The sequence below is a fragment of the Nonomuraea sp. N2-4H genome (genome assembly GCF_045291505.1).
Classification (GTDB): domain Bacteria; phylum Actinomycetota; class Actinomycetes; order Streptosporangiales; family Streptosporangiaceae; genus Nonomuraea; species Nonomuraea fastidiosa.
Genome location: NZ_CP147987.1, coordinates 2,223,180 through 2,243,003, shown reverse-complemented (window position 1 = coordinate 2,243,003; position 19,824 = coordinate 2,223,180). Strand labels below are relative to the sequence as shown.

At 72.3% G+C, this 19,824-nt stretch carries 18 protein-coding genes and 1 pseudogene; 6 read left to right on the top strand and 13 right to left on the bottom strand.

Annotated features, from left to right (window positions below; genetic code table 11):
• Positions 1-229: 229 nt before the first annotated feature.
• Together crcB and WBK31_RS10195 are read right to left on the bottom strand one after the other, a co-directional pair.
• Positions 230-589 carry a fluoride efflux transporter CrcB gene (gene crcB / locus WBK31_RS10200; protein WP_364064956.1) on the bottom strand — a complete coding sequence of 120 codons (360 nt, stop codon included), beginning with the start codon at positions 587-589 and terminating at the stop codon, positions 230-232.
• Positions 586-1,041, bottom strand: coding sequence for a CrcB family protein (locus WBK31_RS10195; protein WP_364064959.1), 456 nt, complete (start codon positions 1,039-1,041; stop codon positions 586-588). The genes crcB and WBK31_RS10195 overlap by 4 nt, the downstream gene beginning before the upstream one ends.
• Before the next feature lie 72 nt (positions 1,042-1,113).
• Here WBK31_RS10195 and WBK31_RS10190 point away from each other — a divergent pair, with 72 nt between their 5' ends.
• Positions 1,114-1,830, top strand: a complete 717-nt coding sequence (locus WBK31_RS10190; RefSeq protein ID WP_364064962.1) for an HNH endonuclease family protein — start codon at positions 1,114-1,116, stop codon at positions 1,828-1,830.
• Between the two features lie 11 nt (positions 1,831-1,841).
• Here WBK31_RS10190 and WBK31_RS10185 read toward each other — a convergent pair whose 3' ends face one another.
• Entirely contained in the window at positions 1,842-2,681 is an 840-nt protein-coding gene (locus WBK31_RS10185) for a GDSL-type esterase/lipase family protein (protein ID WP_364064964.1), read from the bottom strand.
• A 218-nt stretch (positions 2,682-2,899) separates the two neighbouring features.
• Here WBK31_RS10185 and WBK31_RS10180 point away from each other — a divergent pair.
• Positions 2,900-4,128: pseudogene (locus WBK31_RS10180) on the top strand (isochorismate synthase MenF).
• Between the two features lie 204 nt (positions 4,129-4,332).
• Here the strand turns inward: WBK31_RS10180 and WBK31_RS10175 are convergent.
• On the bottom strand, positions 4,333-4,953 hold the full coding sequence (locus WBK31_RS10175; protein WP_364064970.1) for a YigZ family protein: 621 nt from the start codon (positions 4,951-4,953) through the stop codon (positions 4,333-4,335).
• An 81-nt stretch (positions 4,954-5,034) separates the two neighbouring features.
• On the opposite strand from WBK31_RS10175, the gene WBK31_RS10170 reads away from it, so the two are divergent.
• The 3 genes from WBK31_RS10170 (at position 5,035) to WBK31_RS10160 (ending at position 9,183) form a co-directional block, all read left to right on the top strand.
• Positions 5,035-5,442: a hypothetical protein gene (locus tag WBK31_RS10170; RefSeq protein WP_406674692.1), complete on the top strand. Its 408-nt coding sequence runs from the start codon at positions 5,035-5,037 to the stop codon at positions 5,440-5,442.
• Between the two features lie 91 nt (positions 5,443-5,533).
• Entirely contained in the window at positions 5,534-7,558 is a 2,025-nt protein-coding gene (locus WBK31_RS10165; protein ID WP_406674691.1) for a hydantoinase/oxoprolinase family protein, read from the top strand.
• Entirely contained in the window at positions 7,555-9,183 is a 1,629-nt protein-coding gene (locus WBK31_RS10160) for a hydantoinase B/oxoprolinase family protein (RefSeq protein WP_406674690.1), read from the top strand. The genes WBK31_RS10165 and WBK31_RS10160 overlap by 4 nt, the downstream gene beginning before the upstream one ends.
• A 213-nt stretch (positions 9,184-9,396) precedes the next feature.
• On the opposite strand, the gene WBK31_RS10155 is transcribed toward WBK31_RS10160, so the two are convergent.
• From WBK31_RS10155 to WBK31_RS10115, 9 genes are all read right to left on the bottom strand, one after another.
• Positions 9,397-10,251, bottom strand: a complete 855-nt coding sequence (locus WBK31_RS10155; protein WP_364064982.1) for a metallophosphoesterase — start codon at positions 10,249-10,251, stop codon at positions 9,397-9,399.
• Positions 10,252-10,286: 35 nt separating this feature from the next.
• Positions 10,287-11,798, bottom strand: coding sequence for a helix-turn-helix domain-containing protein (locus WBK31_RS10150; protein WP_364064985.1), 1,512 nt, complete (start codon positions 11,796-11,798; stop codon positions 10,287-10,289).
• Positions 11,795-12,829, bottom strand: coding sequence for a DUF917 domain-containing protein (locus WBK31_RS10145; protein ID WP_364064988.1), 1,035 nt, complete (start codon positions 12,827-12,829; stop codon positions 11,795-11,797). Before WBK31_RS10145 ends, WBK31_RS10150 begins: the two co-directional genes overlap by 4 nt.
• Entirely contained in the window at positions 12,817-13,764 is a 948-nt protein-coding gene (locus WBK31_RS10140; protein ID WP_364064991.1) for a hypothetical protein, read from the bottom strand. Before WBK31_RS10140 ends, WBK31_RS10145 begins: the two co-directional genes overlap by 13 nt.
• Entirely contained in the window at positions 13,761-15,068 is a 1,308-nt protein-coding gene (locus WBK31_RS10135; RefSeq protein WP_406674689.1) for an MFS transporter, read from the bottom strand. The genes WBK31_RS10140 and WBK31_RS10135 overlap by 4 nt, the downstream gene beginning before the upstream one ends.
• 201 nt (positions 15,069-15,269) lie before the next feature.
• Positions 15,270-16,244 (bottom strand): alpha/beta hydrolase, encoded by a 975-nt coding sequence (locus WBK31_RS10130; protein WP_364064997.1) that lies wholly within the window; start codon positions 16,242-16,244, stop codon positions 15,270-15,272.
• A 276-nt stretch (positions 16,245-16,520) separates the two neighbouring features.
• Entirely contained in the window at positions 16,521-17,282 is a 762-nt protein-coding gene (locus tag WBK31_RS10125) for an ATP-binding cassette domain-containing protein (RefSeq protein ID WP_364065000.1), read from the bottom strand.
• Entirely contained in the window at positions 17,279-18,310 is a 1,032-nt protein-coding gene (locus WBK31_RS10120) for an ABC transporter permease (RefSeq protein WP_364065002.1), read from the bottom strand. Before WBK31_RS10120 ends, WBK31_RS10125 begins: the two co-directional genes overlap by 4 nt.
• Complete coding sequence (locus WBK31_RS10115; protein WP_364065005.1) at positions 18,307-19,287, bottom strand: sugar ABC transporter substrate-binding protein; 981 nt, start codon at positions 19,285-19,287, stop codon at positions 18,307-18,309. The genes WBK31_RS10120 and WBK31_RS10115 overlap by 4 nt, the downstream gene beginning before the upstream one ends.
• A 173-nt stretch (positions 19,288-19,460) precedes the next feature.
• Here WBK31_RS10115 and WBK31_RS10110 point away from each other — a divergent pair, with 173 nt between their 5' ends.
• Positions 19,461-19,790, top strand: a complete 330-nt coding sequence (locus WBK31_RS10110; protein ID WP_364065008.1) for a metalloregulator ArsR/SmtB family transcription factor — start codon at positions 19,461-19,463, stop codon at positions 19,788-19,790.
• Positions 19,791-19,824: the final 34 nt, after the last annotated feature.

Genomic DNA, 19,824 nt, shown 5'->3' with positions numbered 1-19,824 from the left:
CCGGCCACTTTCGGCAGCAACTCGGCCGCCACGGACGACACGACGCGAGAGTAGGCGTCGAGGGGATCGGCCATCACGCCTCCAGGAGATGATTACTTGCTTACACAGTAACTCCAGAAGGCGTCCCAGCCGGAAAGCCGGACACACCCGAATGATCGGACCGCGCAGGCGTGGCCGCATCGCCCGGCCCAGACGGACGCCTGCACGACGGCGACGCCTGCTCAGCGGCTCAGGCGATCGTCTGGGCGATGGCCATGCCGCAGTAGGCCGCACCGAGCCCGGCGACCACGCTGGCCACCGCGTTGGCGACCGAGTGGAAGCGGGCGCCCTCCTCCATCAGGCGGACCGTCTCGTACCCGAACGTCGAGTACGTCGTCAGCGCCCCGCAGAACCCGGTGCCCGCCAGCGCCATCACGCCATCGCCCAGAGGCAGCGCGGTCAGGAAGCCGAGCAGCGCGGATCCCGCGATGTTGACGGTCAGCGTCCCCCAGGGGAAGGACGTGTCGTGGCGCGCCTGCACGGCACGGTCCGCAAGGTAGCGCAGCGGCGCGCCAAGGGCGGCCCCGAGCACGATCAGCAGCAGCGTCATCGGATACGCACCCCGGCCACCCGCCGGGTCAGCCGCATCCCGGCGACCACCGCGAGCAGCGCCGCCACCAGGGTCGCCCCGAGGTAGGCGAGCGCCGTCACCGGCGCGCCCGCGGCGACCGTCCGCAGCGTGTCCACGACGTACGTGGAGAACGTGGTGTAACCGCCGAGCACCCCCACCCCGAGGAACGGCCGCACCAGCCGGTGGGCCGTGCGGACCTCGGTGACGACCACCATGAGCACCCCGATGAGCAGGCAGCCCGACACGTTGGCCAGGAACGTCGCCCACGGGAACCCGCCGGACGGCGTGGGCAGCGCCGCCTGCACACCGTGGCGGGCCAGCGCCCCCAGCGCCCCACCCGCGGCGATCGCGGCGAGCAGCGGCCAGTGGAGTTCGGTACGCCGGGCGGGAACGTGAAGATCAACATCCACATCGGTGGGACGATCAGTCACATAACCCTCCCCGTGTCGTCATGCGGCCAGCCGGGAATCTCTCTAGACAACCCGGAGCTCATGGAGGCTTGCTTGAGCACCAAGGACGCGGTCGCCGTCCTCGCCGGAGCCATCATCGTCGCTTCTCTCATCAGTACTGCGAAAACCCCTCAGGCCGCCACCGCGGCAAGCCCGCTGGGCAACGTCACGGGCACGCTGCCCGGACTGGCCCCCATCATCTCGAAGGCCGACAAGGCCGAGGCACGCGGGATCATCAGACGCCTGCGCACGAAGGGCTTCGGCCCCAACACCGGATACGCGCGCACCCGTTTCGGCGACAACTGGGCCGACTCGGCCACCGGGGTGCCGTACGCGCGCAACGGCTGCCGTACCCGCGACGACCTGCTGGCCCGCGACGGGCGGAACGTGAAGTTCCGCAAGGGCTCCGACTGCGAGGTCGTCTCCATGGAGCTGACCGACCCCTACACGGGCCGGGTCATCCATTGGCGGAAGAAGAACGCCGACGAGGTGCAGGTCGATCACGTGGTACCGCTCAACTACGGCTGGCGCATGGGAGCGCCGCGCTGGCCGATGTCCAAACGGCTCGACTTCGCCAACGACCCGCTCAACCTGCTGCCGGTCTACGGGCGCGCCAACGAGCAGAAGGACGCATCAGGTCCGGCGAGCTGGCTGCCGCCGAGACGCGGCATCCGCTGCGCGTACGTGACCCGTTTCGCGCAGGTCGCGCTCAAGTACGACCTGCCGGTCCGTCCGGCCGACAAGAAGATCATGCTGGCCCAGTGCCGGTGAGCGCCCCCGGCTCAGCGCGGGTCGAGCCAGCGGAAACCGCGGCGATAGGTCTGCTCGGCCAGCACCCGCTGTCCCTCGGAGTTGGGGTGGAAGTAGTCCCACCGGCTGACGTGGTCGAGCGTGAACGGGTAGTCGAAGACCGCTCCCCCGTCGGTGCGGCAGGAGGGGCCGTAGGCGGCGCAGGCCGCGGCGGCGGCCCTGTTGTACGCCATGACGCGGGCCCGCACCCTGGCCCGGCGCTGCTCGTCGGCGCGGCGGGTGGAGGCGGGCTTGGCCAGCATCGACTGGCAGATGCGGCCCGCGCCCCAGAACGTCCTGGCCAGCGCGCTGGACTTGCCGACCTGCCACAGCCGCCGCAGGTCGGGAATGCTGGCGAAGAACACCCTCGCTCCCGGCATGCCGGCGCGCAGCTCGGCGAGCGCGGCGTCGATGCGGCGGCGGTAGGTGGCGACCGGCGTCATCTGCTCCTCGGTGCGGACGCAGGCGTCCTGGGCGCCGATGAGAATCGTCACATAGTCGGCCTTGGCGGCGACCGCCTGCTTCACCTGGCCGAGCAGGTCGGCGCTGGTCGCGCCGGGCTTGGCGAAGGTGAGGTTGTGCTTGTGAAGCGTTCCAGACATCTCCGACAGCCGCAGGTAGTGGCTGTTGACCGTCTTGTTGTCACCCGTGGACCAGGAACGGGCGGTGCAGGAGACGTACCAGCCGCAGGCGTTGAACCCGGTCGAGATGGAGTCGCCGAGCGCGGCCATGACCTGGGGCACCGGCTGGGCGATCGGGGCGGCTTGCACGGCCGTGCCCGAGGCCGTGAGGACGACGGCGGAGGCGAGCACGCAGCCCAGTCGAGCGATCATGGGCACAAAGGTAGAGACGCGATCACCGGCCTGCCATGATCTCGGGACGCGTACTACCTGTTCAGGACCGAGTTCATAGGGCGGCTTGACAGCCGGAGCCGCTCCCCGCCGACCCCTGCACCGGGCCGCAGCCGGCTCTTTCCGCGTTCTTTAGCAGTAACAGTGCATTCACGGGGGTCTGAGTCGAACGTGTTCAGTTCCCGCATAGAGTGTCTTGAGTGAGTGTCGCGCTCGGAACAACCCGCCCGCTGCCGGTTCGCACAACCCCTGTCGGCGACCCCGGTGACCTGCTGGCATCCCTCCCCCACACGGCCCCGTACGCATGGGTCAGGAACGGAGAGGGCCTCGTCGGATGGGGTGAGGCCGCCAGGGTGGCCGTCCCCCGGGACCCGGGCGGTTCGCCTGGGCCCGCAAGTGGCTGGCCACCGTCCTCGGTGAGGCTCAGGTCGACGACTCCGTACGCACGCCGGGCTCCGGGGCGGTCGCCTTCGGCAGCTTCACCTTCGACGAGGACGCCCACGGCTCCGTGCTCGTGGTGCCGCAGGCCGTGCTGGCCCGCCGGGGCGGCCGGGCGTGGCTGACCACGATCGGCGAGTCGCCGCTTGAGACGTTCACGCCCATCCGCGACCCTGGGCGCATCAGCTACGGCGACGGCAGCCTGTCGGCCCCCGAGTGGGAGCACGTCGTGGCGCAGGCCGCCAAGCGCATCCGCGAGGGCGAGCTGGAGAAGGTGGTGCTGGCCCGCGATCTGGTCGCCACCGCCGAGCGGCCGATCGACGTGCGGCTGCTGCTGACGCGGCTGGCCCGCCGCTACCCCGAGTGCTACACGTTCTCGGTCGCCGGGCTGGTGGGCGCCACGCCCGAGCTGCTGATCCGGCGCACCGGGCAGGAGATCGAGTCGCTGGTGCTGGCCGGCACCACGCCGCGGGGCACCGACCCGGCCGACGACCTCGCGCGCGGCGCCGCGCTGCTCGCCTCGGCCAAGGACCGGCACGAGCACGAGTGCGCGATCGCCTCCGTACGCCAGACTCTGGCCCCGCTGTGCTCGTCGCTGACCACGCCCGACGAGCCCGAGCTGCTGGTGCTGCCCAACGTGCAGCACCTGGCCAGCCACGTCACCGGGCGGCTGGCCGACGGGGCGTCGGTGCTCGACGTGGTCGCCGCCATGCACCCGACGGCGGCCGTCGGCGGCACCCCCACCCACACCGCCATCCAGGTCATCCGCGAGCTCGAGGGCATGGACCGCGCCGGCTACGCCGGTCCCGTCGGCTGGATCGACGCGCACGGCGACGGCGAGTGGGGCATCGCGCTGCGCTCGGGGCTGATCGAGGGGCGGCGCGCCCGGCTGTTCGCCGGCGGCGGCATCATGGGCGACTCCGACCCGGCCGCCGAGCTGGCCGAGGCGCAGGCGAAGTTCCGCGTGATGCAGTACGCCCTGGAGGGCTGACCACCCCGCCGCACGCCGGAGAGCGGGGAAGCGGCGGGCGGCGCGGGAAAGGACGCCGGACCAGAGCATGCAGGCGGGACGCTGCGGCGTGGCGGATCAGAACACGCAGGCAGGGCGCTGCGGCGTGGCGGATCAGAGCACCCAGGCAGGGCGCTGCGGCGTTACGGATCAGAGCACGCAGGCGGGGCGCCCCGCCGGAGCGGGTCAGGCGGGGACGTGGAGGCTGTCACCGAGCTCGACGCGGGCGCGCCCGGCCGTCAGCGTGGCCACCCAGTCGGTGAACGCCTCGACCTCGTCATCCCCCACCGCGACGGCGAAGGTCACCTCGGCCGCGTACGTGACATCGCGCACCGCGTACCGGGATGCCCGCAGGTCGTTCTCGACCCGCCCGGCCTGGTCGTGCGCGACGGAGACGTGGACGAGCCTGGCCGGCACCATCCGGACGGGCTCCACCCGGTCGAGCGTCTCGGTGACGGCCGAGCCGTAGGCGCGCACGAGCCCGCCCGCGCCCAGCAGGGTGCCGCCGAAGTAGCGGGTCACCACCGCCACCACGTCGCTGAACCCCCGGCCCACCAGCGCCTGCACCATGGGCGTGCCCGCGGTGCCGCCGGGCTCGCCGTCGTCGTCGCCTTTCTGGATGCGCTCGCCGATCACGTAGGCGGTGCAGTTGTGGGTGGCGTCGGCGTAGAGCCTGCGGCGCTCGGCGATGAACGCGTTGGCCTCCTCCACGCTGCGCGCCGGGGCCAGCGCGCAGATGAAGCGCGAGCGCCGCGCCTCGGTCTCGTGTTCGACGACGGTGTTCAACGTGAGGTACGGGGCTGGCACATCCGACAGATTACGCCCACGCCGGACCGCCCTCGCGCGAGCTACCATCGCGTCGATGCCGCCAGGACCGGGAGGGGTCTCATGGACAGTCAGAAAGACGTCGCGCCCCACGAGACCGCGCCCCACAAGACCGCGGCCCATGAGACCGCGGCCCACGAGACTGCGGCCGCGGTCATGCCGTACGTGACGGCGGCGATCGACGCCTACGGCACGGGCGTGCTGGCCAGGACCCGCGAGCTGGCCTCGGACACGCCGATGGCCAGGGGCGCGCGCATCCTGCAGCGGATCTTCGGCCGGGGCGACGCCGCCTCCCGCGAGGTGATCGGCGCGGTGGCGGGCGCCAAGCCCGACGACGAGAGCTGCCGGGTCGCGCTGAGGCTGGCCATCACGCAGGAGTTCCGCGCCGACCCGCTGCTGCGTGCCGAGGTGGCGGCCATGCTGCCCCGCACGCCCGAGCCCGCGAGCGCCGGACGCGACTCTTCCCCCTGAGGTGCAGGCAGGGGCGGTCTGCACTTCTGAACGGCTCCGTTTGTGCGCGACGCCCAAGATCGCGTGAACGGCGTTACATACCGTTCACAGCATGAGTTACCGCGTCGCCATGGACATCGGCGGCACCTTCACCGACGTCGTCTGCTACGACGAGCGCACGGGTGCCGTGACCGCGTCGAAGGCGCCCACCACCCCGGGCGACCTCGCGGACGGCGTCTTCGCCGCGCTGGGCCGGGTGGTCGGCGACCTCTCGGAGATCTCGTTCTTCGTGCACGGCACCACCCAGGGGCTGAACGCGCTGCTGGAGCGCAAGGGTTCGAGGGTTCTGGTGCTGGCCAGCGCGGGCGGGCGCGACGTCTACCGGATCGCGCGCGGCAACCGCGACCGCATGTTCGACCTGCGCTACCGCAAGCCGGAGCCGCTGGTGCCGCGCCGTCACGTGATGGAGGCGGGCGGCCGGCTGGACTACCGGGGCCGCGAGCTGGTCCCCCTTGACGAGGACGCGGTACGCGACGCGGCCAGGCGGGCGCGGGACGAGCGGTTCGACGCGGTGGCGGTGTGCCTGCTGTTCTCGTACGTCAACCCGGAGCACGAGGTGCGGGCGGGCCGGATCCTGCGCGAGGAGCTGGGCGACGACGTGCAGGTGGTGCTCTCGCACGAGGTGGCGCGCGAGTGGCGCGAGTACGAGCGCACCTCGTCGTCGGTGCTGGAGGCGTACACCGGGCCGGTGGTGCGGCACTACCTCGCGGGCATCGAGCGGCGTTTCGCCGAGCGCGGTCTTCGCGTGCCCGTGCACGTCATGCAGTCGTCGGGCGGGCTGGTCAACGCCTCGTACGCGATGCGCCGGCCGCTGCAGACGCTGCTGTCGGGCCCGGTCGGCGGCACGATGGGCGGGGTGGCGGCGGCCCGGCTGCTGGGCAGGGAGAACGCCATCTGCATCGACATGGGCGGCACCTCGTTCGACGTGTCGCTGGTGGTGGACGGCAGGCCCGACGTCAGCGCGGAGGCGCGCATCGAGGGCCACCCGGTGCTGATGCCGATCGTCAACCTGCACACGATCGGCGCGGGCGGCGGCTCGATCGCCTACACCGAGGCGGGCGCGCTGCGCGTCGGGCCGCAGTCGGCGAGCGCGGTGCCCGGGCCGGCCTGCTACGGCAGGGGCGGCACGCAGCCCACGGTCACCGACGCGAACGTGGCGCTCGGCCGGGTGGATCCGTCCTGGTTCGCGGGCGGGCTGCTGACGCTGGACGCCGAAGCGGCCGGCGCGGCGGTGGCGGATCTGGCCGGTGAGCTGCGGCTCGACCCGCTGCAGCTGGCCGAGGGCGTCTGCGCGGTGGCCAACGCCAAGATGGCGCAGGCCATCCGTACGCTCACCGTGGAGCACGGGCTGGAGCCGCGCGACTTCGCGCTGGTCGCCTTCGGCGGCGCGGGCCCGATGCACGCCGCGTTCATCGCGCAGGAGCTCGGCATCTCGGAGGTGGTGGTGCCGCGCTTCCCCGGCGCGTTCTCCGCCTGGGGCATGCTGGAGGCGGACGTGCGCAGGGACCTGACCGACCCGTACTTCCGGCCGCAGGAGGTCCTCGACGGCGGCGACATGTCGCAGCGGCTGGTGTCGCTGGAGCGGGAGGCGCTCGCCGCGCTCGACGCGCAGGGCGTGCCCGAGGACCGCCGCCGTGTGGAGCACGCGGTGGACATGCGCTACGAGGGCCAGGACTACACGCTGACGATCCCGCTGCGCGACGCCACCGAGCCCGCGCAGGCCGGTTTCCTGGAGTGCATCGCCGCCCGCTACGCCGAGGCGCACACCAGCCGGTACGGGCACGCCACCCCGGAGGCGCCGGTGGAGTTCGTCATGCTGCGCAGCACCGGGTTCGGCTCCTTCCCCCGCGCCGCCGCCCCCGAGGCGGGCGCCGCGGGGCCGCAGGAGGTCGGCGTACGGGACGTGATCTTCGACGGCGAGGTGCACCGCACGCCGGTGCTGCGCCGCGCCGGGCTGGACGGCGAGCTGACCGGGCCGGCGATCGTGGTGGAGGAGACCGCGACCACGGTGATCCCGCCGGGCTGCCTGGCGAGCGTGGACGACAACGGTTTCCTCATCGTGAAAGTGGACAAGTGATCGACCCCGTCACCAATGAGATCATCCGCTGCGCGTTGCTGCAGGCGGCGGAGGACATGAACACCACCCTGATCCGCAGCTCCTACACCCCCGTCATCTACGAGGCCAAGGACTGCGCGGTCGCGCTGCTCGACCGCGACCACAACGTGCTCGGTCAGTCGTCCGGCCTGCCGATCTTCCTCGGGAACCTGGAGGTGTGCACCCGCGAGACCGAGCGCCGGTTCGGGCGGGACGTGTGGCAGGAGGGCGACGTGTGGGTGCTCAACGACTCCTACGTCGGCGGCACCCATCTCAACGACGTCACCGTCTATGGGCCGATCTTCGTGAACGGTGAGCTCGCCGGGTTCGCCGCCTCGCGTGCCCACTGGCTGGACGTCGGCTCGAAGGACCCCGGCGGCTCCATGGACTCCACCTCGATCTACCAGGAGGGCCTGCGGATGGGCCCGGTCAAGGTGTACGAGGGCGGCGAGCCCTGCCGCGACCTGCACGAGGTGATCTTCCGCAACGTGCGCTTCCCCCATGCCGCGCTGGGCGACCTGCGCGCCCAGGTGAGCTGCGTCATGACCGGCCGGCGGCGGCTGAAGGAGATCGCCGGCCGGTGGGGCATGGACACGCTCGCCGAGGCGCGCGAGCAGATCTACGACCAGACCGAGCGCATGGAGCGCGCCGCCATCGCGGCCATCCCCGACGGCGTCTACCGGGCGTCGGGCTTCCTCGACAACGACGGCATCGACCTGGACACCCCGCTGCCGGTCACGGTGGTGATCACGGTGTCGGGCGACTCGATGCACGTGGACCTCACCGACTGCGCCGACCAGGCGACCGGCCCGGTCAACTGCGGCGTCGCGCAGGCGGTGGCGGCCGTACGGGTCGGCTACAAGCTGCTGCTCTCCGGCGATGTGCCGCTCAACGGCGGCTCGTTCCGCCCGCTGACGGTGCGCACCAGGCCGGGCTCGATGCTGGCCGCCGAGTCGCCGGCCGCCTGCCAGTACTACTACTCCCACCTGGGGCTGCTCATCGACCTGGTGGTCAAGGCGCTGGCCCCGGTGCTGCCGGACAAGGCGGCGGCCGCGTCGTACGGCGACTCGATGATCGTGCAGTTCACCGGCATCGACCCGCGCACCGGCAAGCTGTACGTCTCGCAGGAGGCCACGGTCGGCGGCTGGGGCGCCTGGGAGGGCGGCGACGGCGAGAGCTGCCTGATCAACAACGTCAACGGCTCGCTGCGGGACATGCCGATCGAGGTGCTGGAGACGCTGTTCCCGGTCCGCGTCACCCGGTACGAGATCCGCCCCGGCACCGGCGGCGCGGGCCGCTGGCGGGGCGGCAACGGCGTGGTGCGCGAGTACGAGTTCCGCGGCGACGCCGCGCTGTCGCTGTGGTTCGAGCGGTCGGTCACGCCCGCGTGGGGCCTGGCAGGCGGGCGCGACGGCGCGCCGCCGCGCGTGACGCTCAACCCCGGCACGCCCGGCGAGCGGCGCCTGCTGAAGGTGAACGCGCTGCCCGTCAAGGCCGGCGACGTGCTGCGCTGCGAGACGGGCGGTGGCGGCGGCTACGGCCCGCCCGAGCTGCGGGCGCCCGACGCGGTGGCCGAGGACCTCGCCGAAGGCATGGTCACCCGCTGAGGCCCACCCGCCGCACCCCGCCGGCGACGGCCCCGCCCCCGGGACCCGCCCGCCGGACACACCCGCAAGGACCGCCCGCCGGACCCGCCGGCGACGGACAAGCCCGCCAGACCAGCCCGCAAGACCAGCCCGCCGTCCCGATGCTTTCCCCTGGCACCGGGGCGGCGGGCCGCGGCGTTCGGCAGCAGCTCAGGCGTTCCAGGGCTCAGGCGTTCACGAGGACGGCCGGTCCGGCAGCACGTCGCGCAGCAGCCGCCGGTTGCCCGGACGGGGCTTCCACTCGCGCGGGTAGCCGAGCGACACCTCTTCGAAGCGCACCCCGTCGTGGCGGGTGACGCGCGGGATGTGCAGGTGGCCGTAGATCATCGCGGCGGTGGGGTGGCGTACGTGCCAGTCCTTCGTGGCCGTGGTGCCGCACCACTGGGCGAACTCGGGGTAGCGCAGGATGTCGGTCGGCTGGCGTACCAGGGGGTAGTGGTTGACGAACACCAGCGGCACGTCGTCCTCCAGCGCGGCCAGCCGGCGCTCGGTGATCGCCACGCGGGCCCGGCACCAGGCCTCGCGGGTGGGGTAAGGGTCGGGGTGGAGGAGGTATTCGTCGGTGCAGACGACGCCGGTGCTGTGGGCGTAGGCGAGCGCGCTGTCCTTGGTGGTGTGGCCCGCGGGGAGGAAGGTGTAGTCGTACAGGAGGAACAGCGGGACGATCCGCACGGGGCCGCCCGCGCCCAGCCATAACGGATAGCCGTCCTCCGGGGTGAGCACGCCCAGCTCGCGGCACATGCGCACCAGCTCGTTGTAGCGCGCGACGCCGCGCAGCTCGGGCGGGTCGCCGGGCGGGGTCCACAGCTCGTGGTTGCCCGGCACCCACACCACCCGCTCGAACCGGCCGGCCAGCAGGCCGAGCGCCCAGCGGATGTCGTCGAGCCGCTCGCCGACGTCGCCGGCGACCAGCAGCCAGTCGCCCGGTGAGTAAGGCTTCAGCTCTTCCACGATGGCGCGGTTCTCCGGGTAGGCGACGTGCAGGTCGCTGACCGCGAGCAATCTGCCGTCGGGCTGGGGTTCGGGCAACGAGGGTCTCCTTTCCTGCCGCTGCTACGAGCATGTCATGCCGGCGTCGCGTGCGACGTACCCGATGATCTCCGGACGACGTGGCACGCGAGTTGCAGAGCGAGCCGCGTGGTCGGGTCGTCGAGGTCGAACCCGGCCGCCTTGATCCGCTCCAGCCGGGTGGTGATCGTGTTGCGGTGGACGCCGAGCCGTTCCGCGGCGCGCAGCGCGCCTCCTTCGTCGAGCAGCGCGGCCAGCGTCTCCAGCAGCGTGCCGTCCTTGTCGACGGCCAGCAGCGGGCGCAGCACGACCGCCGCCGGGGCCTGAAGCCCGGCGACCGGCAGCGCGCCCAGCAGTTCGGCGGGGCCCATGCGGTCGGCCCGCGCCACCGTGCCGGGACCGGCGACGAATGCCGCCGCCTGCGCGCCCAGCAGCGACTCCTCCGCCGCGGCCAGCCCGTTGACCTGGGTGCCGACGCCCGCGGCGGCCGGCCACGGCATGGCGGGCAGGCAGCGCCGCAGCCGCTCGGCGACGTCCTGCGGGGGCAGCGCCGACCAGCCCGCCCAGCCGCCGCCCCGCATGAGCACCGGCACCTGACCGAGCGAGGCCGTGATGAGCACGGCGGCCGAGGCGGGGTCGGTCTGCGCCGGGGCGCCGTCCTCGTTCGGGCGTACGTGGTAGGCGGTCAGCGGACCCTGCACCTGCCAGCCGAGCGCGACGGCCGCCGCGCGTTCCTCCTGCTCGCCGTCCGCGTCGGTGGCGGGCTGCTTGGCGGCTTTGAGCAGGCGCTCGGCGAGCGACGCCTGCAGCGCGAACTCGCGCGAGGCGTGCAGCCGCTCCCCGGCCGCCCACGCCGTCAGCGGCGCCACCGCGAGGTCCAGCACCGTACGCACGACCGCGGGCCACCCGGGCGAGCGGGACGAGCCCGACGCCACCAGCCGGCCCAGCGCCTCGCCGGCCAGGCCGGGCACCTCCACCTCGGCCGACCACCGGCCGCGCCCCGACGCGGGTTCGCCGGCGTCGCGGCGGCCCGCGAGCGGCAGACCGTACCGGTCGAGGAAGGCCACGGCGGTGCCGGGCAGCTCGGCGTTCAGCACGCCGAGCACCCGACGCGCGGACGGGCCCGCCTCCGCCAGCCGGGTCGCGCAGCGGGCCACGAGCTGCGTACGCGCCGCGTCGGGACGTGAGGCCGCCGACGCCACCCGCAGCGCGACCAGCAGCGGGTCCTCGTCCACGAAGACCAGCGTGACGCCGAGCCGCTCGGCGAGCACCTTGCCCGAGCCCTCGCTGAGCCCGCCCGACGGCGCGATGACGCAGGCCGCGGCCTGCTCCCAGGCGCGGCGCATGGCCATCTCGATCGCCCATCCGCCGCCGGCCGCGGGCCCGGTCAGCACGACCGCCGTGTGCGGCGCGACGGTCGCGAAGACCGACAGCTCGTCGACGATGCGCACGCCGCGTACGGAGTGCTCGCCCGCGCCGTACATGCGGGCTCCGGCCAGCGGTCCCGCGTTGACCAGCTCGGCCACCGTGACGGGGGCCTCCCAGCCGGCCGCGCGCACGCCGCTCACAGCGGCATCCCGAACGCGCGCGGCCCGCCCAGGGCCAGGCCCCGCTCGGAGTGCCACACCGGCGCCGCCCGCACCACCATGATCTCCACCTCCAGGCCGGGCTCGGCGTTGTCCACGTCCACCACCATGCCGCCGGTGGTGGAGATCATGCAGATCTGGTCAGGAACGGTCGCCACCACGGCGCCGTCGGCGAGCGCCAGCACCACCTCGTTGTGCGCCTCCAGGCGTACCAGGCGGCGCAGCCCCTCGGACTCGCGGATCACGATGGACGACGGCTGCGACGGCAGTCCCACGGTGGGGCCGTGCCCGGTGCCGCCCTCCACGGCCAGGATGCGGCCCCGGCAGAGCGTGCGCGCGCCGTACGGGGCCGCCGCCGAGCGCGGCACCCCGGGCTCGCCCGCCCGCATGAGCAGGCTCACCGTCCCCGGCACCACGACCTTGACCAGGTCGCGGGCCGTCATCGGGTAGCAGGCGGCGACTCCCCAGCCGCCGACCGACAGCACCACGGGGCGCAGCAGCTCCTCCACCCGGTCGGCGGCCGTCTCCAGCACCACCAGCTCGCCGGAGCCGCCGGCCAGCGCGAGCGGCGCCACGTTCACCCCGCCCAGCGTGTACGTGGTCTGCTCCACCAGCGGGAACACCCGCCCGGTTCCGTCGCCGTCCACCAGCGGCACCCCCAGCCCGGCGGCCGTGATCAGCGGGAACAGCGCGTTCTCGGCGGCCAGGTTCAGCGCCACCACCGCGCCGACCGGCTCGCCCAGCCGCCGCTCCAGCGCCCGCACCGCCCGCTCGGGCTCGTCGCCCGCCGGGATCTGCTCGCCCAGCGCGGTCGTCGAACCGACCAGCGTGATGGCCACGCATCTCGTTTCGGCGGGCAGCTCGTCCGCCGCGACCAGCTCCACCCCGTCGCCGATGGCCGAGCGCGCCCAGTCCAGCGACAGGTTGAACGACGACTCCGCCGCCCCCGTCGCGAGCACCCGCGACCCGGCCGAGAACCGGCTCAGCCCGTCGCGATCGATCAGACGGGCCACAGCTGCCCGCCCGCGGTCACCCGCACCCGGTACAGCCCGTCGGGCAGGTACGACAGCGGGTTCACCGTCGTCTCGGCGATCCTGGCCGACCCGGGCGCGGCTCCGGCGCTGACCACCCGGGTCAGCGCCTCGTCCCTGGCGTCCTGCAGCACGCGCTCCAGCTCGGCCCTGCCGCGCGCCTGCACGATCCGCTCCACCAGCGCGACCGGCTGGCCGCGTGCGGCGCCGTACGCCGCCGCCACTCCGTCGGGCACGTCGGGCCCCAGCTCGGCGCGGCCCCGCTCGCGGCTCGCCGTCGCGCCCAGGTCGCAGGCCAGCGGGAAGCGGCGGAAGTAGCTCGCCGACACCAGCCCGCCGTCCGATCGCGCGAAGTAGGCGGGCACGCCGGGCAGTTCTCTCGCCACGTCGCCGGCGATGCGGTCCGCCTCCGCCGACAGGGCGGTGTTGCGGATGGCCTGAGCCTCCCGCTCGCGCAGCCCGGGGTGGCCGAACTCGTACGACAGCGTGATGCGCGCCTGCGGCACCTCGGCCATGATGATCGCGGCGACCTCCAGCTCGTGCTCGGGCAGGACGGGCGACCCGGTCGCGGTCACCGCGAAGTCGAGCAGTCCGCATCCGGCCGCGAAGCGCCGGACGGCCTCGGTGTCCAGCGGCGCGAGCCGCCGTCCCGTCAGGCTGTGGCCGCCGCGCACGATGGTCGCCACGCCGGGGTCGGCCACGGGGCGCAGCGCCTCGGGGCAGGGCCCGCCCACCCGGATGGCGGCGACCGGCGCCGTCGGGGCGTCGGTGAGGTCGAGCGCCACGCACACGCGGGCCGCCGTACGCGCCGCCGCCCGCGACACCGGCCACATCGGCCCGCCCTCGCCCGCCGCGACCAGCACGGGAGCGGGGCCCTGCCCGCCCGCCGCCTCCTCAAGCGCGACGCCGAGGATCACTCCAGCTCGCGTCCTTCCGTCTCGGGCAGCGGCAGCGCGAGCAGCGCCGTGGCCACCATGAACGCGTTGATGATCAGCATGGTAGCCGTGAAGCCCGTGGCGGCCGCGAGCAACGCACCCACCGCCGCCGGCGCCACGGTGGTGGCCACGAGCTGCGCCGCCGTGGCCCACGAGTAGCCGGTGCCGCGCAGCCTGGTCGGATAGAACTCGCCGTTCCAGGTGTTCCACACGCCCCAGGCGCCGAGGCTGAAGAACGACAGCACGAAGTTGCCGAGGTACAGGCCGGTCGTGGAGGAGGCGGTGGCGAACCACAGGCCGCCCAGGGCGGCGGCGGCCACGTACGCGAGGAAGACCTTCTTACGGCCGTAGCGGCCGGTCAGCAGGGAGGCGCTGACGTAGCCGGGGATCATCATGAGCGCGCTCAGCGCCGCGAACCCGAGCGAGGCCGACAGCGTCAGCCCGCGCTCCTGCAGCAGCGTCGGCAGCCATGCTTGCAGCCCCCAGTAGCCCCAGCTGAAGACGAAGTTGAGCGCCAGCATGACCACGGTGATCCGGGCGAGGCCGCTGCCGAACAGATCGAGCGGCAGGCCCGCGCGCTCGCCGGCCACGGTGAAGGTGGCCTCGGCGTCGGGGCTGCGCAGCTCGCGCAGCACCGCCCGTGCCTGCTCATGCCTGCCGCGCGCGGCCAGCCAGTACGGCGACTCCGGCACCCATCCGCGCACCGCGAACGCCCACAGCCCGGCCACCGCGCTGGCGATCACCACCACGCGCCAGCCGAGGTCGCCGAGGAGCACGGCCGCGCCGATGGCGGTCAGCATGCCGATGGGCCAGCCGATCGACAGGTAGACCGCCGCCCGGCCCCGGTGCCGGGTCGGCAGCAGTTCCAGGAAGTACGGGAACGTGATCGTGTAGATGCCGGCCAGCGCCAGCCCCGAGGCCACCCGCACCGCCACCAGCATCTCCGCGCTGGTGGCGAAGGCCGAGGCCAGCGCGAGCACCCCGTACGCCAGCAGCGACCAGAACGCGGTGGGCCGGCGGCCGATCCTGTCGGCCACCGGCCCCCACACCAGAACGCCGGGGATCATCCCGAACGCGACCGCCGACAGCACCACGCCGATGCCCGCCTCGCCGATACCGAGCCGCACACCGAGGTCGCCGGAGACGTAGACGAGAGCGAGCTGCTCCCACGACTCGATGACGAACGCGATGAACAGCGCGAGCCCGATGAGCACGTGCCGGCGGGTGAACGGCATATGGTCGAACGCCGCCCCGATGGGCAGCGTCCGCGCACCTGCGGCGGTCATGTAAACTCCCTAGAGGACGGAGTTAACTTCACTGTTACGTGGAGTTAACACGTGGGGAGCTGTGCGACCAGCTCCCCTGAGGTCCGCCCCGCTCTGAGATTGAGCGGACCGCCCCGGCAGGGCGGTCCGCCCGCCGGTCACTCGCCCGGGTGTCAGCACCATCCGGGAGAGGCACCGGCCAGAGCATCATGGCCCGCGTCCTTACCGCGCGGTCTTCAGCCACTCGCGGAGCTTGCTGGTGGCGAGCTCCAGGGCGCCCTTGGCGGCGTTGGTGTTGCGCAGCGTGTCCAGCATCACGAAGTCGTGCACGATCCCGCCGAAGCGCACGGCGGTCACGTCGCCACCGGCCTCGCGGAGCTTGGCGGCGAACGCCTCGCCCTCGTCGCGGAGCACGTCGGCCTCGCCGGTGATGACGAGCGTGGGCGGCAGGGTGCGCAGCTGCTCGGCGCTGGCCCGCAGCGGGGAGGCGTGCGGGTTCGCCCGCTCCTCGGGGTCGGTCGTGTACTGGTCCCAGAACCACTTCATGCCCTCGCGGTGCAGGAAGTAGCCGGTGGCGAACTGCTCGTAGGAGCCGTTGTCGAAGCTCGCGTCCGTCACGGGGTAGAACGCCAGCAGGCCGTTGAGCTCGACATCACCGCGCTCCTTGGCCATGAGGGCGAGCACGATCGACATGTTGCCACCGACCGAGTCACCGGCGACCACCACGCGGGAGGCGTCGAGGCCCTTCTCGGCGCCGTGCTTCACGACCCACTGGGCGGCGGCGTAGTTCTGCTCGATCTGCGTCGGGTACTTCTTCTCCGGCGCCCGGTCGTACTCGACGAAGACGACCGCGGCGTTCGAACGGACCGCCAGCTCGCGGACGAGGCGGTCGTGGGTGTTGGCCGAGCCGAAGACCCATCCGGCGCCGTGGATGTAGATGATCACCGGAAGCGTGCCGGTGGCGCCCTTCGGCTTGACGATCCGCACCGGCACCGACCCGGTCGGGCCGCCCTCGACCTTGATCCACTCTTCGTCGATCTCGGGCTTCTCGACGCCCTCGCCGGACTGGACCTGCTCCACCGTCGCACGGCCCTGCTCGACCGGGACCTGGTAGAGGAAGGGCGGGTTCGCGGTGGCCTCAACGAACTCCTGAGCGGCCTGCTCCAGAACGACTCGACCCGTCGCGGTCGTGGTCATGACGATCACACCTTTCTGTCGTGTTCGGCATGTTCGATGAACTCTGCCTGCCATAAGCCATGATCGACCGCGAGATCATCCCAAATGTTGGCCAAATCACTCCTGACAATCCCTGTAAATTCCGGCGTTTGCGTAAAGTTCCAGGTCAGCGATGGTGTGGCGTGACGCAGACCACATTTGCGCACGCCGGTGTCGAGTGACGTGCACCACAGCGAATGTCAACGCCCGGAGTGACGCACGCCACCATTCACACCCGCGAAAGTGACGCGGGTCTCCTCATTCGCGCCGCAGCTCGTGCTCGAGCTCCGCCAGCTCCGCACCGCCCGCCATGAGCGATGTCAGCTCTTGAGGGGTTATGTCCGCTTTGGCGTAATCGCCGATGCAGGTGCCCCGGTTCAGCAGCAGGAAGCGGTCGCCCACCGGATAGGCGTGATGCGGGTTGTGCGTGATGAAGATCACGCCGAGCCCCCGATCGCGGGCGCGGGCGATGTAGCGCAGCACCACCCCCGCCTGCTTCACGCCGAGCGCCGATGTCGGCTCGTCGAGGATGAGCACGCGCGCACCGAAGTACACGGCCCTGGCGATGGCGACCGACTGACGCTCGCCGCCCGACAGCGTGCCGACCGGCTGGTCCACGTCGCGGATGTCGATGCCCATCGCGCGCAGCTCCTCGCGCGCCACTTTGCGGGCCTTGGCCACGTCGAACGCCAGGCCCTTGCGCGGCTCGGAGCCGAGGAAGAAGTTCCGCCAGACCGACATGAGCGGGATCATCGCCAGGTCCTGGTAGACGGTGGCGATGCCGCGATCGAGCGCGTCGCGCGGGCCGGTCAGCCGCACCTCCTGGCCGTCCACCAGGTACTGGCCAGAGTCGTGCTGGTGCACCCCCGACAGGATCTTGATGAGCGTGGACTTCCCCGCGCCGTTGTCGCCGAGCACGCAGACGACCTGCCCGGCCGACACGCTCATGGACACCTCGCGCAGCGCGAGCACCGAGCCGAACGTCTTGCCGATGCCGCGCGTCTGCAGGATCGGTGTCAATGCCGCACCTCCTCGGCATAGCGCCGGACCAGGCGGTTGGCCAGCGTCGCGAGCAGCAGCATCGCGCCCAGGAAGAAGGTGAACCAGTCGGCGTCCCAGCCCAGGAACACGATGCCCTTGTCGGCCATCCCGAAGATCAGCGCGCCGATGGCGGCACCGATCGCCGAGCCGTAGCCGCCGGTGAGCAGGCAGCCGCCGATGACGGCCGCGATGATGTAGATGAACTCCTGGCCGATGCCGATGTTGGCCTGCACCGACGTGTAGCGCAGCGCCAGGATCGAGCCGACCAGCCAGGCGGCGAACGCCGTCGTCATGAACAGCGCGATCTTCGTACGGGCGGCCGGCACGCCCACCGCCCGCGCCGCCTGCTCGTTGCCGCCGACGGCGAAGATCCAGTTGCCCGCCCGCGTGCGCATGAGCACCCAGGTCGCCACCGCCGTCACCGCGATCCACCACAGGATCGCCACCCGGAACGAGGTGCCGCCGATGTCGATGGTGCCGGCGAAGATCGCGTTGGCGAGCTCGAACCCCTCGGCCCTGCGCAGCCCGCTGACCTGCACGGTTCCGGTGATCGCCTTGGTGACGCCCAGATTGACGCCTTGGAGCATGAGGAACGTGCCCAGCGTCACGATGAAGCTGGGCAGCTTGGTCCTGGTGACCACGATGCCGTTGGCGAACCCGATCGCCAGCGCCACGACCAGCCCGGCCAGCATGGCCGTCCAGACGTTGAAGCCGAACCTGGTGGCCAGCGTCACCAGCACGAGCCCGCTCGTCCCCGTCAGCACGCCCGCCGACAGGTCGAACTCGCCGCCGATCATCAGCAGCGCCACCGCGACCGCCATGATGCCGAGCGTCGCGGCCGGGTCGAGCCAGTTGGCGATGCCGTCGGGCGAGCGGAACACCGCCGACTGCGCGGCGAAGAACGCGAACACCAGCACCAGGCCGACCACCGCGCCGAGCTCCGGCCTGATGAGCAGGCGGCGGGCCAGCCCGGCCTTCGCCACCCGCTCGTCCGCCACCGCCGTCATCGCGTGCCCGCCTCCGCCAGCTCGGCCACCTGCGCGGCGTTCTCCTTGGTGACGAACCCGGGCCCGGTGTTGACCGGCAGCCCGCCGCCGACCGTGTTGAGGTTGGACTTGTACAGGTGGAGGAACGTGATCGGCAGGTAACCCTGCAGGTACTGCTGCTGGTCCACGGCGAAGAGGATGTCGCCGTCGTTGATCGCGCTCACCACGTCGGCCGACAGGTCGAACGTGGCCAGCTTCGCCTGCGAGCCCGCGTCCTTGATGGCGTCCCTGGCGGCCACCGCGACGGCGGGGTTGAGCGCGAGCACGCCGTTGACCTGCTTGTCGGTCTGCAGCTTGGCGGCGACCTTCGAGGTGACGTCGGCCAGGTTGCTCACGTTCACCTGCAGCCGCTCGACCGTGCCGCCGAGCGTCTCCTCCGCGCCCTTGCAGCGCTGGTCGAGCCCGACGTTGCCGGCCTCGTGGATCACGCACAGCAGCTTGGTGACGCCGGCCGCCTTGAGCTGCTCGCCGGCGCCGCGCCCGGCGACGTCCTCCGACTGGCCGACGTGGGTGATCGCGCCGAACTCCTTGGAGAAGTCGGCGCCCGAGTTGATGGTCACCACCGGGATCTCGGCCGCGACGGCCTTGCCGATGGCCTCCTTGAGCGCGTCGGGGTTGGCCATGGAGACGACGATGCCGTCCACCTGCTCGGACACGGCCTGGTCGATGAGCTGTGACTGCCTGGCCGGGTCGTCGTCGCCCTGGTAGGTGACGGTCACGCCGTACTCCTTGCCCGCGGCCTCCGCACCGTTCTTGACCACGTCCCAGAACGAGTCTCCGGCGGCGGCGTGGGTGATCACGGCGTAGGTGGCGTCGCCCGCCTGCGCGGCGGAGGCGGGCGGGGCGCTCTCGCCTCCGGAAGAAGGGGAAGAGGAAGAGGAACAGCCGCTGATGGCGAGCGCTCCTAGCAGGGCCAGCACGATCGGGGTACGTCTCACAGGGCACCTCCAGCACCAACAGGCTCGCCCCGGTTGTACCTCAATATCATTCCTATGTATAGACATGCTGACTTATGGCGTCAGCGTGCCGAGGTCACGGCCGTGCTCCGCCCTCCTGCTCGGTGCCGGTATCCTGACGAGACTTTGCGAATTGTCGTTCTTCTGGACCGCCCATGACCGCCCGCACAGAACCGCAGCTCGACCTGATCGACGTGTTCAAGGCGCTCGCCAATCCCGTGCGCCTGCAGGTGCTGTCCTGGTTGCGCGAGCCCGAACGGCACTTCCCCGTGGCCGAGGGCATCGCCGACCCGCACGAGGCCGGCGTGTGCGTCAGCCACATCCAGGCCAAGACCGGGCTCGCGCAGTCGACCGTGTCGTCCTACATGGCCTCGCTCGAACGCGCCGGGCTGGTGCGCTCCACCCGGATCGGCAAGTGGACGCACTACCGGCGCGACGAGGAGCGCATCGCGGCCTTCGTCGCGCTGCTCGGCCGCGCGCTGTAGCCCGCCTCGCTCTCGTCCGTCAGGGGGCGGTGTC

Bases quoted from the DNA above. Each gene is read 5' to 3' on its own strand.
- WBK31_RS10185 (WP_364064964.1), bottom strand. From the start codon at position 2,681: ATGATCGCTCGACTGGGCTGCGTGCTCGCCTCCGCCGTCGTCCTCACG.
- WBK31_RS10170 (WP_406674692.1), top strand. From the start codon at position 5,035: ATGGACAGTCAGAAAGACGTCGCGCCCCACGAGACCGCGCCCCACAAG.
- WBK31_RS10165 (WP_406674691.1), top strand. From the start codon at position 5,534: ATGAGTTACCGCGTCGCCATGGACATCGGCGGCACCTTCACCGACGTC.
- WBK31_RS10110 (WP_364065008.1), top strand. From the start codon at position 19,461: ATGACCGCCCGCACAGAACCGCAGCTCGACCTGATCGACGTGTTCAAG.
- WBK31_RS10120 (WP_364065002.1), bottom strand. From the start codon at position 18,310: ATGACGGCGGTGGCGGACGAGCGGGTGGCGAAGGCCGGGCTGGCCCGC.
- crcB (WP_364064956.1), bottom strand. From the start codon at position 589: ATGACGCTGCTGCTGATCGTGCTCGGGGCCGCCCTTGGCGCGCCGCTG.
- WBK31_RS10135 (WP_406674689.1), bottom strand. From the start codon at position 15,068: ATGACCGCCGCAGGTGCGCGGACGCTGCCCATCGGGGCGGCGTTCGAC.
- WBK31_RS10130 (WP_364064997.1), bottom strand. From the start codon at position 16,244: ATGACCACGACCGCGACGGGTCGAGTCGTTCTGGAGCAGGCCGCTCAG.